Below are 13,801 nucleotides of genomic sequence, written 5' to 3' on the forward strand. Positions count from 1 at the left end.
ATGGAGAACAGCTACCTGCTTGGAATGGCCGACCTGGTGGTCGCCAACGCGCCTGCGAAGCTGGTGACCCTTGGCCTCGGCTCCTGCATCGGCCTCGTGGTCTTCGACACCGTCGCCAAGGTCGCCGGGATGGCCCACATCATGCTCCCCAACAGCCGCGGGGCTCAGGGCCTTGAGAAGGTGGGAAAGTTCGCGGACACGGCCGTGCCGGCGATCATCGACGAGATGATTAAGAAGGGGGCCTCGAAAGCCCGCATCAAGGCGAAGATCGCGGGTGGAGCTCAGATGTTTGCGCTCCCCGGCGCCCCGGCCGCCTTCCTGTCCGTCGGCGCCCAGAACGTCAAGGAGACGACGGCGGCGCTTTCGAAGATGGGCATCGTCCTGGTCGCCTCGGACACGGGGGGCAACAAGGGACGGACGGTGGAGTTCTCGACGGAGAGCTGGATGCTGAAGATCAAGACCCTGGGGAAGGGCGTCACGGAGATCTGAAGGGCCAAGCTCTGACACCAGCGCCCGGTTCCTGTGTTTCATGGTGGAGGTGACGCCTTGTGCCCTGAGGCCGCCGATGCGGCATTGGCATTGTGGAAGGAGTACGCTGAGACCCGTTCCGAGGGGTGCCGGGAGCGGATCGTGAAGCGCTACCTGCCCCTGATCAAGTATGTAGTGGGCCGGATGGTGGTGACGCCGCCGTCCGGCTTGGACTACGAGGACCTTTTGAGCTTCGGAATCTTCGGCCTCCTCGACGCGATCGAGCGCTTCGACCTGTCGAAGGGCTTCTCCTTTCAGACGTTTGCCGTTCCGCGCATTAGGGGCGCCGTGCTGGATGAGCTGCGCAAGTGCGACTGGTTCTCCCGGACGGGCCGGGAGAAGGTGCAGCGCCTCAACCGGGCGATGGAGAGGGTGCTGAGGGACCGTGGGCGCCTGCGGGACGACTGGGTGATGCAGGAGATGGGCGTCGATGAGCGGACGTACCTCGAGGCTCAGGAGCTTGCCAGTCGGAGTTACATCGCCTCCCTCGACGAGGTTTCCGTCCTTGAGGACGGTGAGGTTGCCATTGAGGACACGCTGGCCGATGATCGGGAGGGGGCGCAGGAGCGCCTCGAGTTCGAGGGCGATCGGGAACAGCTCGTCGCTGCGATGAAGCAGCTCACGGAGAGGGAGCAGCAGGTCCTGTCCCTTTACTATTACGAGGGGCTTGCGCTGAAGGAGATCGGGCGCGTGCTGGGCGTGACGGAGTCACGCGTTTCCCAGATCCATGGACACGCGCTGAGCGCGCTGCGGGCGACGCTCCAGGGCGCGGAGTCCCGGAGGGCCGTTCGACGGCCTTGAACCGGTTTCGGCGTGGCCTCAAAGGCCGGCGTTCGAGCGGTGCGGCAGGGAGGGTGTGCAGTGGGAGATGCGAAGCTGAAGCTGGAGGCGAATGAGCAGGGTATCTGGCTCTCCGCCTCCGATAGGGACTTCACCCAGAACGACGTGGCCGACCTCCTGAGGAAGCAGGGGGTGCGCAAGTACGACCTGAGGGTTGCCGAGGCCTTTATCCGCACCAAGGGCGAGAAGCCCTGCAAGATTGCCCCGCGGGACCCACTGGCGGAGCGGGACGCGGAGGTGATCGTGAAGCTCGCGCAGGACAACATGACCGCCTTCGTCCTGCTGGAGCCGCCCTTCTTCACGAAGCCCTGGCCCACGGCGGAGGGCGTTCGCCGCGCGCTGGAGGCCAGGAACGTAGCCTTTGGGATCGACGAGGCCGCCATCGAGGACCTCGTGAGCCGTCGCTTTTCGGACGATTACGTGGCGGTGGCCCGCGGCGTCCCCCCTGTGGAGGGAAAGAACGCCCGGATCGAGTTGATCCTGGACCCGGACAAGCCGCCCGAGATCCGGGAGGGGGAGAAGATCGACTTCTGGAGCCGCAGTGCGCTGATCAACGTCCACCCGGGCGAGGTGGTGGCTGTGAAGCACGCGGCGGTCCCCGGCAAAAATGGCTCCACCGTCATCGGCACGACGCTCGCCGCCGCGGAGGTGAAGGACGTGGACTTTTCCTTCGGGGAGGGGCTGGCGCCGTCGGAGGAGAACCCCCTGTCCCTTGTGGCGACGGTCGAGGGTCAGCTGAAGAACCAGGGCGGCAAGCTGGTGGTGCTGCCGGAGCTTGAAGTCGGGGGTGACGTGGACTTCAGCGTGGGGAGCATCGACTTCACCGGCGCGGTCCGCATCAACGGGTCGGTGCGGGAGGGCTTTCACGTCATCGCCAAGGGCAACATCGACGTGCGGGAGATGGTGGAGGGCGCGGAGGTGTACAGCGAGTCCGCCGTGACCATCAACGCAGGGGTCCGGGGCATGGGTAAGGCCACCATCCGGGCCGAGGGCGACGTGAACATCGGCTTCGCGGACCAGGCGACGATCCGCAGCGGCGGGACGATCACGGTGAAGAATGCCATCCTGCACAGCCGCATCTACGCGAAGCAGTCGGTCATCGTCCTCGGCGGCCAGAAGTCCCAGGTAGCCGGAGGACGCATCGAGTGCGGCATGGAGTTCTCCTGTCAGGTGCTGGGCAGCGAGATGGGGACCAGGACGGAGGTCGTCGTGGGCTTCCCGCCGACCCTGATGGAGCGGAGGCGCGTCCTCCTGGCCGAGGTGGACCGGTGCAACGAGAACCTGGAGAAGATCGAGCCCAACCTGCTCTTCCTGAAGAAGCTGGAGGCGTCGGGTCAGATGGACAGCCAGAAGCGGGGTATGCTGATGAGCCTGGTGAAGATGAAGTTTCAGCTTCAGGCTGCCGTGGAGAGCATGAGCGTGGAGATCAGGGACATCCAGCACGAGTTGGACGTCCTGAACGAGAGCGGGATCGTCCGCGTCCGGGACATCTGCTATCCGGGGGTTCAGATCACCATTCGCGGCCTCACGTACCTGGTGCGCGAGATCTGCCGCTACACGGCCTTCGTCGCGGATGAGGGCGCCGTGACGCTCAAGCCCTTCGACTATCGGCCCGCCGGAAAGGCCCCAAAAAGCTAAACGTCGTCCTGTCCATACCGCTATAGTGCGAGGTCGCGGCCGGCGTCCTCCGGCGGAGGCGGCGCGCGCCCAAAGCCTTAGGAGGTGCTTGAATGGTCCAGCCGATCAGCCTTTTGATGTCGCAGTTTAACGTTGAGAACAGCGCTCAGTTGACGCGGAATGCCCTCGCGGCCGCCCAGGATACGGGGCAGGGACAGGAGGTGGTCCGCGACAGCCTGAGGCGCACGCAGATGGTTCAGGCCAACGAGGCAGCCGCCGGGGTGCGGAAGGTGCGCCGCCGCACCGACGAGGAGGAGCGAGAGGGCCGCAGGCGTGACGCCCAGGACTCCTTTCAGCGCTCCGAGCCGGCAGGGGAAGCGGAGGCCGAGGCGCCTCATGAGGCGGTTGCCGCGAAGACCCAGGATAAGGGCTTTGAATTCTATGCCTGAGACGGCGCAGCGGGTCGATGGAGCGAAGGAGCTGGAGGTGGGGTTTGCGTGATGGCGTCGAATAACGGCCTGGGCTACATCGTGATCGACGGCGAGGAGGGCCAGTTCCGCGGCGCTTCGCTGGTGGTGGACCTTCGGGGGATTCCCCTGGACTTCCGGTACACGGACCCGATCCGTCCGACGAAGCTGGAGCGTATCCTCTACGGCAGCGCGCTGGACGTCTACCTCCGGGAGGAGCTGATCCTGCAGAGCCTGCTGGGGGCGGTGGAGACGAAGCCGCAGCTATGGATCTGCGACGCGGAGGAGCTGCTGGCTCCGATCAAGGCCCTGGAAAAGGCGAAGTGTGTCGTGCTCTCCGCCTCGACCCACGCGCCCCTCGAGAGCGCCGGCAGCGTGGAGCCCATGGGGGGCGCGAACGTCGTGCTGATCCAGGCGGACGCGGTGAGCGCCCCCCTTCGGGCCACATTTTCCGAGGGCGTGCGGCAGGACGAGGTGCAACAGACCGCCTCCCTGCTGACGGACGCCGCGAGGACCATGGAGCTCCTGGAGCCCTTTGGCCGGATACGCAAGGCGCTGACCTCCCTGGGGGAGGAGTAGGGCGGTGGCTCTGGAGGAGATTCGGAGCTATTTCGCCCGCCACGTCCTGGGCCGCCTGAGGGTGCGCTGCGGCACGCCAGCCATGGAGTCCCCCGCGGTGGGAACGCTGCGGAGGGGGGCAGAGGTCCACCCGATGCGCACCCGGATGCAGGTGAGGGCCCCCGCCCTCCTGTCCTTCCGCGGCGGGCTCGAGTGCTCGAGCCGGGGCTTTCGCTTCTCGCGGGATCTGGTGCGGGTGCGCGGGGAGAGGGTGCGGCGACGGGTCCCCACGGCGGCCGCGGCCCGGATGTCCCTCGTTCGCAGCGTCCGGTCAAAGGACGGGCTACGGCGGGTCCTGGCCCTTCCCCAGGAGCGGGGCAACCGGCTCACCGCGCGGACACCCCGGCCCAACCTGCCGGGCGTGGCGGTGCTGGCGTGGTACGGTCCCCTAATCGAGGGAGCTGTGGTAAAATTGGCCCTGAACCGGCAGCGTGGAACGCTGTTTATCTGGTATAATCCTCGCAGCCGGCATTTCAAGCCGGCAGGGCTGTTCCTCGCTAGACGCCTCGGTGCTGGGGCGAAGCTGGAGTGGCTCTGGGTGTGACGGGCGGGCCTGCCGCCCGATACTTTAACTCACTAAATGGGGGTTTGTGTTGCAAATGAGCGAGGAGAAGAGGGAGGATACTTCTTCGGTCAGGGTGGGCGACTTGGTGGACTGCGTCGTGTCGCAGATCATGCCCTACGGGGCGTTCGTCAGCCTGACAGAGTCCGGGAAGCGGGGGATGATCCACATCTCCGAACTGTCCTTTAACTTCGTCAAGAAGGTTGAGGACGTCCTCTCCCTGCAGCAGAACGTCAAGGCCAAGGTCATCAAGATCGACGACAAGGGGCGCATCGACCTCTCCCTGAAGAAGGTGGAGGAACGTCCCATGGTGCAGGTGCCGCTCTCTCGCGACGAGAAGGACAGCTTCGAGAAGAAGATGGCCTCCTTCCTGAAGGTGAGCGAGGCCAAGATCGCGGACCTGAACAGTAAGTCGAGCAAGTCGGGCGCCCCCCGGTCCGGCCGCAGAAAGCCGGGTGGCGGCGGGCGCCCGCGTGGCTGAGGCACGGCTTCTGTGGTGAAGGTTTATTTCGACCCTGTGGGGAGGCGGACGCCTCCCCTTTTTTACGCGCCGCTGACGGAGGCGGAACTGGAGCGGGTGTGTCGCCAGATGGCCGGGCACCGGTTCGATCCCTCGGTCGTCCTGGGCGGGGCCGCGCCCTGTCCGCTGGGCGGCCTCCGCGTGCTGGTCTGCGCGCCCCTCTCCAGGACGGGCGGGGAGCTGAAGCCCTTCCCAACGACCTTCTGGCTGACCTGTCCGCACCTGAGCCGCCGGGCGGGCGCGGCGGAGTCCGCCGGAGGGGTGAGCGCGCTGGAGGCGTGGCTGACGGAACGCGCGCCGGAGGCGTGGCTGCGTTACAGCCGCCTCCACGCCCTGCTGCGGCTGGGGCTGCTGGGAGGCCGGGGCCTGAAGGCCCTGCGGGCGTCGTGCCCTCCCATGCTGGAGGCCCTGGCCCGCGGGGGCGTCGGCGGGGTGCGGGGCGGCGGCTCGGTCCACGTCAAGTGCCTGCACCTGCAGGCGGCCTCGTGGCTGGCGCTGGGGCACCATCCGGGCGAGGAGTGGCTTCGGGAACAGGGGCTGGACGCTCCCTGCGATGGCCGGACAGAGTGCGCGCTGCGGGTACCTCGCGCAGTGCAGGTGGAGAGAGCGCAAAGGATCGGGGGGGCCTGTTAAAGGCCCCCCCGATCCTTTGTTTTTTGCGCCGGCTCAGGGCCGACGTCCTATTTCTCTATCTCGCCCGCCACAGCGAGACATTCCGTGCCCGCCAAGGTCGTGCTCACGATGCGGGGGACGTCGTTCTGATAGCGCTTGTTGCGGGGGATGCGGACGGTCATGTCCCCGACCCGCACCTCGTCCCACGGGCCCCCCTCGTCCGGTATGCCCTCCCGTATTATGGCCAGCCTGTTCCCCTTCGGGCAGTAGCGATAGGCGTCGCTGACCCAGAGGTCCGTGAGGCCCCGCGCCGCGATGAGCTCTTTGGCCGAGGAGCTGATGTCCACACTCGTCACCACCGCCAGTAGGGCGCAGACCAGCCCTGTCGTCTTTCGGACCATCGCGCCGGACCTTCGGCGTTTGGTCTCCGTTGTGGCGCTATGTTGCAGCGAGATGTCGTTCATGAAAAGACCTCCATGATAAAAAACTGTCGCTGATCGTTTCCTCTGAGCGCCCTGGCAAACTCCTTAGGGTAGGTCGTAGAGTTGCCGCCTGTAGGGTCTGTCCGGCACGCCGTCCTGGGCGTAGGCGTTCATGCCACTGGTGAAGGTCAGCGCCTTCCTCCCGGCCGCCCCGTCCATTGCGAGGCTCAGGCGGATGACTCGAGAGCCATCTTCCTCAATATAGGTTGGGGTGAGCTGAAAGGCGCGGATGTGGAGTTTTCCTCCACTCGTCGTGCCTCCAAGCTGTTTGGCCGCCGCTTGGACGGCCGATGTCAGGCTGCTTTGATTGGTGATGGTCCTGGGGTCGGTCGAGGCTAGCGCTTCAAACAGCGACTGCGCCGTCATGTAGCCGTCCAAGTCCATCTGGGAGTGACTGCGTAGGCGCATGGAAACACCGATACTGTTGAAGAGCCCGCCGATGACCACCATCACCACGACGATCAAGATCAGAGCCTCCACCATGGAGGCGCCACGTCGCTTACCCCTCTTTATCGCTATCGCTGCCGCCGTCATCCCGGCGCCTGTATTCGCTCTCATGTCATCCTCCCTTTCTCCGCGGGGATTCCCCGAGGATTCCTCAATTATATCCTGCAATCTATGGTAAAAGGCATCAAGACTTTTGTCAATTGAATCTTAAGGTTCATAAAGAATAGTAGAAAGGCATTACTGTGGTTCAGTCCGTTCTGCCAATAGTTTTGAGGAGATAGTCCTTTGTGGCAAGGGGAGAGCAATCACTGAAAAACCTTGAAATGACGGACTGCGTCCTGATTTTACGATTTTTTCCCCGGCTCTTTGAGTCAGATAAAAAATGAATCTTAAGCCTCATAGAGAACCTTCCCTTTGAGCCTTTTTTGTATTATCATGATTGTGATTTTAAAGAAGTATGCGAGACGGGGTTTTTGGAAGTGGGCTTTTTGCTGCGCCGAGGGGCGCAGGAGGCCGCTTTCAAGCCCGCCAGCCAGGAGGCCGGAACTTATGAGAAGACGTGCGTTCACCTTGGTTGAGATTCTTATCGTGCTGATCATCTTCGGCATCGTCATGGGCGCTGTGTTCTCGGCGCTCGCGATGTACTTCTCCAGCCAGTGGCAGACGGAGGACTACGCCATTGCCAGGGCGGAGATTGAGGGGGCCTTCGGCGCCCTGTCCTCGCCCTTCAGCAGCATCGGGTTGGGCCTGCCCAACAATGCCGCCGGCAGTGGTGCCTTTGCGGCGTCCTTTGCGGCGGTCGGTAGCCAGCCGAACGCCTCCGTCATGTCCTCTATGGGGGCGTGGGGCAGTGCGTGGGGTGGGCCTGTGACGGTGGCCAGTGGGGACGTGAGGCAGCCCGCCGGGCGCATCACGGCGCCGGATGCGGACGGTTATTACTGTGGTCCGGAGCTCTACTTCGCCTGGTCCGTTCCGTTGGGGCGGGTGATCAGTCCGGACGTGGCCGGGAGCGGTGGCGCGGATAAGATGAAGCAGCCCACGGGCAGCTATGAGTCATGGATCAACTTCCAACAACTGTCGATGGACGTAGGGTACTGGAGCGGACAAAGGCTCGCCCTGCGCGGCGCGGACGGGGGCGTCCTTCCGGTGTCGCAGGATCAGTGGGTAACGCTGCCGAGCTTCGGGCTGCCGCTCTACGTTGAGAGGTTGGAGGGCGGCGGCAGTCGCGCCGTGGTCAAGATCGCGCCGGGGGCCGAGGCCGCTCATATCCTTCTGGGCAGTCCCCTTCGGGGGTTCGAAGAACTTCACGCGGTGCGGGCCTCGCGGCTGCGCGTGGTGAACGAAGAGCTGATTCAGGAGTTCTACGTCATGCCGCCCCAGCTGGAGCCGGACGTCCTGCAAGGTGGAGGAACGCATCGCGTGCTGGCAAGGAACGTCGCGGGGGTGTGGTTTCGCTTCAACCCCAGGACGCGCATCCTCCAGATGGCTCTGGCGGTCCAGGGGATCAACGCGGACCGTCAGGGCGCTGCTCCCCTCCGCCCGGCGGGGTGGCCCGACGGTGCGCCGGACATCGGGGGGAAGGACCGCCGCATTCTGGTGGAGAACAGAGCATGGAGGATACGGAATTGACAACGACATTCGGATTCATAGGGAAGTCTTGCGGGCGCAGACGGGGCTTTGTTCTGCCCACGGCACTCATCATCGTCCTGGTGGGGGCAGCGATCTCGGTCGCGATCCTCACGCTGGCCCACTATATGCATGTGACGGACATCTTCTCAAGGGGGAGCTACGCTGTCGACATCGACGCGAGGGGCCTCATCGAGCAGACCAAGGGCCTCATCGTGGCGGAGAACATCCGCCGCAGCGACGACCTCAGCCCCCAGGGCGGTACGGTGCTCCACGGTCAGGGGGAACCGGTCAGTAAGGACTACTTCACCATCCGTGGAACCGAAGATCTGCGGGTTGTGGCAGCAGCGCCCCTCACGGCTCTGTTGAGCCGGGATATCCCCCTCCCCGCGGATCGCTGGGGCTCGGATCACGTTCGCACCTTCATCCGGCTTCAGGTCTTCGACGCGAACTACAAGCCACAAGACGTCAAGGGCTTCGTGCCCGACGCGGACTTCCCCCCCTCCATCATGCCTGCCGCCGAGTACGCGTCCAAGTCCCTTCAGCAATGGATCGAGAGCTACAGTACCGAGAACTCCGGAGCGAGCAGCGGCGGCGGCAATGCCGGTGGCAGCGGTCCGGGTGGTGGCGGCACGGTGAACGACGAAAAGCGTTTGAGCTTTTACCGAAATTTCGGCGCCTACCTCATCCGGGCCGACGTCTTTCGAGAGGGGCGGGCGCGGCCCGTGCGCCGCTTTGAAGAGATGTTCTACGTGATGATCCCCTCGCGGAGGTGAAGCCCGCGTCGCTGCCGAATCAGCCGACGGTTTTTTCGTTACGTCCCCGTTTTGGGTTTATGCTTGTTTGAGTTTGCAACTTTACAAAGGAGGTCTTCTCATGACAGCTTTGCGGTTCCATCCGCGCGCGCCGCGCGCGCTGTCCGCCTGCCTCGTGGCCCTGGTGCTCCTGGCCTGCGGCGCTCCGCGGGCGGAGGCGGCGCAGGTGCGTGTCCACCCGAAGACGGATTACCCCGTGACGGTACCCATTGAGATTCCGATCCCCAACGTGCTGTTCCTGCTGGACGTGGGATCTCAGATGGTGTTCACCCCCAAGGGCATTATGCCCCTGGCCACTCAGGATGGGGGGGGGTTTGTGCTGAAGCCGGGGCAGGATGTCGAGTTCGCCAACTACCTGAAGGAGTGTACCTTCGGCATGGGATCCTATCCCGTGAACGACTGGACTGTTGCGAAAGCTACCCGCTGGGGCCGGGACCTGGACAACAGCAACAACGAGATCGGGAGCGCGGACTGCTATTACAGTTCCAAGCCGGGCAACCCATACTTCCTGACGTTCAAGAACGGCAGACTGCCGGCGGGTGTCAGAGACGGCATGAAGGTCACCGGCTACCCGCACTACAACGGGTCCCCTTACGCTCCGAAGAACTTCCACCCCAGCATGAATGCCTACGACCAGCTGGTGCCCAACGACAGCCGCATGTACATGATGAAGCTCGTTCTGTGGCGCCTGACGGAGCCGGAGAACGCGGAGTTGCTCTCCAATATGAACATTGCTGTTGCCACCAACATCCAGGATGATTCACCGGGACAGCTGCTGGCGGACGTTTACAAGTACCCGGACTATGATATGAATGGAGTCTTTAAATACGGAAGACTTCCGGACTGGGCCATCGGCTCCGCCAATCAGAGTTACGGGCACTCCTCGTACGCCTATATCGGTGTGTTGCGTGATTACTACAGCGCCCCCCCGGGTAAGAGGACGTGGAACCACGTGCATCGGGCGATCCTGCTGGCACCCTTCGATCGCTTCTACGTGGAGGATGCTCCAGGCCGCTTCAAGCCCACGCCCCACCTCGCGGGCTTCCGGCAGTACATCGACGGCGTGGAAACGGTGACGGAGCACAATAACCCCGGCCGTTTCGACAATCCAGAGCTCTTCGCTGACGGCCAGTCCCCCATCTCCACCTCCCTCTATGCCCGCGACTACCTCCAAGGAGCAAAGGACCTCTTCGGAGGTATCGATGGGTGCGATGCAATCCGTTATGCCCCATCAAACGAACGGCAGGGGCATTCTCGCCTGAACCTCACTACTTCCACCACATCTGAGGGGCTGACGGCTGGTCAGGCCGTGGGCAGCGCCATCGACTTCTTTTCACCCCTGGGTCTCCCCTTCAATAAGGGGGCTGGGTTCTTCCCCGTGCGGGGCAGTTGCCAGAGCAACTGGGTGGTGGTCTTCACGGCGGGCAACGACGAGCAGGAGGGGATACTAAACGGCAAGAAGCTTCGTACCGCGCCCGAAGCGGCGCTGGAGCTCTACCGGAACTCTGTGGCGCCCAACCATACCCTGCGAGGCCGGGAGCAGACCGGAAGCGGCTGGAAGGAAATGGCGTACGCCATGGACAAAGGCATACGCACCCTGGTGGTGGGCTTCGTGAACGAAAACGCCACGGACACCAACTCCAAGAAACTGATCAAGTCCCTCAACGAGGTCGCTGCAAATGGGCGGCCGAAGAAGCAGGGCGACGACTGGGTCAAGGACGAGAACCAGAAGGCCCTCTTCGCCAACGACGTGCCGAAGCTCATCAAGAGCATGTTGAGCGTGCTGAAGCTCATCAACGAGGACGCCAAGTCGGGCGGCGGCCTCGTGGGCTCGCCCAAGATCGTCATGCAGGAGGACATCGATGAGGGGCGGGTCTACGCTTTGAGTTACGATCCTCAGCTCGCCGACCAGTGGGCCGCCGAGTTCAGTTGCCACGACCTCTCCCTCCTGGGGACGGGAGCGATCAGTATGGACGCGGGCATCTGGCGGGCAGGGACCCTTATGGACCGAGCGGGTTCGTCGCGCCGCATCTACACCCCGCTCTATGACGCAGGCACGCCGGGGCAGAGCGTGACGGAGCTGCGCGGGGTATCGTCGGAGCGGTTCGCTCAGCTGGCGAACGTTCCGGAGGGCAAGGTGGTGGATTTCCGCCGCTGGCTCTACCGGCCGAAGGACGTCGATCAGGACACGAAGGCCACTCCTCTGGGGGACTCCCAGCACTCCAACTTCCTGAAGGTGGACCGCACTTCCGACTCGAGCGACATCTTCCTTCAGACGAATCGCGGCATGCTGCACGCCTTGGACGAGGCCACGGGGGCGGAACTTTGGGCCTTCATCCCACCCAACGCCTTTCAGGGGCGTATTCGGGCCATGAAGTTCGATCCGGCGGGCCGCTGGTACAACGGCGACGGGACCACCGCGGACTCCTACCGTTCTGTGGCTTTGGTGACCTTGGACGGGCTGATGTCCGAGGGCTCGGTGGACTCCGCAGATCAGCAGAGTGTGTTGCTGGCCACTACGGGCTACGGCGGAAGCGGCATCTACGCTGTGGACGTTACGAATCGTAAGACGACGCCGCAGTTCCTGTGGGCTGTGGACAACGTGCGTTACGCCGCTCCGGAGCCGAACCCCATGGACAGCGTGCGTCGCTGGGGTGCTGCGGCGCCGGTCAGCGCAAGCGACCACCGGGACTTCAACTACAGCAGCCTTGGCCTGACCCTTCAGGCGGCGGCTCTGATCCCTGTCTCGACTGACCAGTACGACGTGGTGGGAGTCCTGCCCGGCGGGCTGGGCTACAATCTGGGCCGGGACGATCAGGGGAAGGCCATCTACGTGCTGGACCCGCGGGACGGCTCGATTCTGAACCGCCTGGATGGTCGCAAGCTAGAGAAGCACCCAGGGGCGCCCGCCGACTTGGGGATGGTCCTGGCTCCCATCGTTCCGGTGTCCAAGAAGGATAAGACGTTCGAATTCTTTACGTCCGACAGCTCAGGCAACATCCTGAACTGCACTCTGACTACCACCAACTCCGAAGGTGCCCTGACTTGGACCGAGGTGAGTGATTGGACTCTGCGGAGCGTTTTCCGGGTGAACACCGTGGACAAGGGCGGTAAGGACATGGGGAAGCCCGTCTCCTCTCACTATCGCCTGCGCCGCCTGGTCAGGCTGCGGGACGGCATGAACTCCCTCGTGGGAGCCACCTGCAACACACTGGCGCCGGGGTCTGGCACCGACAAAACTCGGAAGGTCGCGAACGAGCAGCAGTTCGTCTTCCTGCTGCGATTGGACCGCCTGTCCGAGACGTCCTCCATGAAGGACCTGGCCATGCGCACCCTTCCGGAGGTGTCGACAAAGAACGAGGCCGCCGCAAGCCATTCCCTGAACCTCAATGAAAAGGCTCAGGGCTGGTTCTTCCGCATGGAGGAGGCGATGGGGAAGTATGAGGCCGAAGAGCCATCAATGGCACCCTACCTCTATAATGGCAACCTGTTCGTTCCGACCTTCAAGCAGGAGAAAGCTGCAGACGCTCCCTGCACCAGGGTCGATAGCGGTATCGCCCGACTCTATGTCCTGGATGCGGAGACGGGGTACGGCTCCATGAAGAGCATCGAGATGGAGGGCTTGAAGATCGTGGGCGTGACGGGCCTGCGGGGACGCCTGCTCCTCTCAGTGGAGGAGAAGCGAGCGGGTGCCCTCAATGAGGTGGCGGAGCGTCTCGGTGGGCAAAGAGTGGGCAACAACATGCTCAACCTGTCCCTCCCGGAGGTGGCGCAGCCGGATTACGTCTACGGCATCCCCTTCAACGACTACTGGCGCGACCTGGACTTGAACGGCGGGATGGACGCAGAGGTGTCCTGCACAATATAAGTAGAGAGGGGAGGCGATACGGATGAGTAAGCTGAAGATGAGAAGCGTCAGGGGGATGACAGCCTGGGCGCTGGCGCTGGCGCTCCTCTTAGGACTGTCCTCCCAGGCGGCGGCGATGGCGGAGCCTTCGCTCCTGGAGGTGACGGGAATCCTCGAGGAGATAGGGAGCGATGCGGAAGGTGAGTACCTGACGCTGAGCGTCAACGGAGAGCTCGTGTCGGGGCCCCTAGGCCCAGGCTGCACCTTTTGGGACGAAAAGGGACAGAACGTGGAGAAAAAGATATTTCTCCAGAGTTACCGGAAACGCTACGTCACCGTTGAGATCATCGAGGATACGAAGGAGATCATCAACTGCATCGTGCAGTGACGCGTTCACGTGCCGCTCTGAAGGCGGAAGGGTCCAAGGGGGATCCTTCTGCCTTTTTATATTTTGGAAGGCAGTGGCCGCCGGGAGCATCTCCTGCGGGCCGCGGGCGCATTGGACGGGGGCTTTAGCCTGAGCTAAGGGAAATACGCGGAGCATCGCCTCGCGCAAAATACGGTATTTGCCCTTGCGGCCTTGACAGCTTTCGAGAAGGCGGAGTATAGTTTAGGTGTTCAGTTAACTTTTGTTTGCAGCGAATAACCTTTGTTGAATCGGACGGTTGCGCATCTTAACCTTAAGGAGGTTTTTTTAAGATGAACAGAAAGGCCTTGTCTTGCGTCGTGGCCGTGGCCCTGGTCCTGGCCCTTGCGGGGGCTGCCCTGGCCCACACCCCGCTCTTCTCCTGCTGGGACAACGGCGACGGCACCATCTCGT

At 63.4% G+C, this 13,801-nt stretch carries 14 protein-coding genes; 12 read left to right on the forward strand and 2 right to left on the reverse strand.

The annotated features are described in order from the left end of the window. The 8 genes from ACO41U_RS04190 (at position 1) to ACO41U_RS04225 (ending at position 5,785) form a co-directional block, all read left to right on the forward strand. Complete coding sequence (locus tag ACO41U_RS04190; protein ID WP_485941842.1) at positions 1-489, forward strand: chemotaxis protein CheD; 489 nt, start codon at positions 1-3, stop codon at positions 487-489. A gap of 57 nt (positions 490-546) precedes the next feature. Next, complete coding sequence (locus tag ACO41U_RS04195) at positions 547-1,329, forward strand: FliA/WhiG family RNA polymerase sigma factor (protein ID WP_485941844.1); 783 nt, start codon at positions 547-549, stop codon at positions 1,327-1,329. Between the two features lie 60 nt (positions 1,330-1,389). Next, entirely contained in the window at positions 1,390-3,006 is a 1,617-nt protein-coding gene (locus tag ACO41U_RS04200) for a flagellar assembly protein A (RefSeq protein ID WP_298779593.1), read from the forward strand. A gap of 92 nt (positions 3,007-3,098) precedes the next feature. Next, positions 3,099-3,434, forward strand: coding sequence for a hypothetical protein (locus ACO41U_RS04205; protein WP_298779590.1), 336 nt, complete (start codon positions 3,099-3,101; stop codon positions 3,432-3,434). Between the two features lie 51 nt (positions 3,435-3,485). Then, positions 3,486-4,031 carry a hypothetical protein gene (locus ACO41U_RS04210; RefSeq protein WP_298779587.1) on the forward strand — a complete coding sequence of 182 codons (546 nt, stop codon included), beginning with the start codon at positions 3,486-3,488 and terminating at the stop codon, positions 4,029-4,031. Between the two features lie 4 nt (positions 4,032-4,035). Beyond that, positions 4,036-4,614 (forward strand): hypothetical protein, encoded by a 579-nt coding sequence (locus tag ACO41U_RS04215; protein ID WP_485941847.1) that lies wholly within the window; start codon positions 4,036-4,038, stop codon positions 4,612-4,614. A gap of 55 nt (positions 4,615-4,669) precedes the next feature. Next, entirely contained in the window at positions 4,670-5,113 is a 444-nt protein-coding gene (locus tag ACO41U_RS04220; RefSeq protein WP_298779581.1) for a S1 RNA-binding domain-containing protein, read from the forward strand. A 12-nt stretch (positions 5,114-5,125) separates the two neighbouring features. Further along, positions 5,126-5,785 (forward strand): DUF501 domain-containing protein, encoded by a 660-nt coding sequence (locus ACO41U_RS04225; protein WP_485941850.1) that lies wholly within the window; start codon positions 5,126-5,128, stop codon positions 5,783-5,785. A gap of 47 nt (positions 5,786-5,832) precedes the next feature. On the opposite strand, the gene ACO41U_RS04230 is transcribed toward ACO41U_RS04225, so the two are convergent. Continuing rightward, on the reverse strand, positions 5,833-6,228 hold the full coding sequence (locus tag ACO41U_RS04230) for a hypothetical protein (protein ID WP_485941852.1): 396 nt from the start codon (positions 6,226-6,228) through the stop codon (positions 5,833-5,835). Positions 6,229-6,291: 63 nt separating this feature from the next. Continuing rightward, positions 6,292-6,804 carry a hypothetical protein gene (locus tag ACO41U_RS04235; RefSeq protein ID WP_485941854.1) on the reverse strand — a complete coding sequence of 171 codons (513 nt, stop codon included), beginning with the start codon at positions 6,802-6,804 and terminating at the stop codon, positions 6,292-6,294. A gap of 438 nt (positions 6,805-7,242) precedes the next feature. Between ACO41U_RS04235 and ACO41U_RS04240 the strand changes: the two genes are divergently transcribed. The 4 genes from ACO41U_RS04240 (at position 7,243) to ACO41U_RS04255 (ending at position 13,369) form a co-directional block, all read left to right on the forward strand. After that, a complete protein-coding gene (locus ACO41U_RS04240) occupies positions 7,243-8,322 on the forward strand; it encodes a type II secretion system protein (RefSeq protein WP_485941856.1) in 1,080 nt (359 codons plus the stop codon). After that, positions 8,319-9,095: a hypothetical protein gene (locus ACO41U_RS04245; RefSeq protein ID WP_485941858.1), complete on the forward strand. Its 777-nt coding sequence runs from the start codon at positions 8,319-8,321 to the stop codon at positions 9,093-9,095. The genes ACO41U_RS04240 and ACO41U_RS04245 overlap by 4 nt, the downstream gene beginning before the upstream one ends. A gap of 100 nt (positions 9,096-9,195) precedes the next feature. Next, positions 9,196-13,002 (forward strand): pilus assembly protein, encoded by a 3,807-nt coding sequence (locus tag ACO41U_RS04250; protein ID WP_485941860.1) that lies wholly within the window; start codon positions 9,196-9,198, stop codon positions 13,000-13,002. Between the two features lie 22 nt (positions 13,003-13,024). Continuing rightward, positions 13,025-13,369 (forward strand): hypothetical protein, encoded by a 345-nt coding sequence (locus ACO41U_RS04255; protein ID WP_485941862.1) that lies wholly within the window; start codon positions 13,025-13,027, stop codon positions 13,367-13,369. Positions 13,370-13,801: the final 432 nt, after the last annotated feature.

The sequence above is a fragment of the Fretibacterium sp. genome, assembly GCF_057312375.1.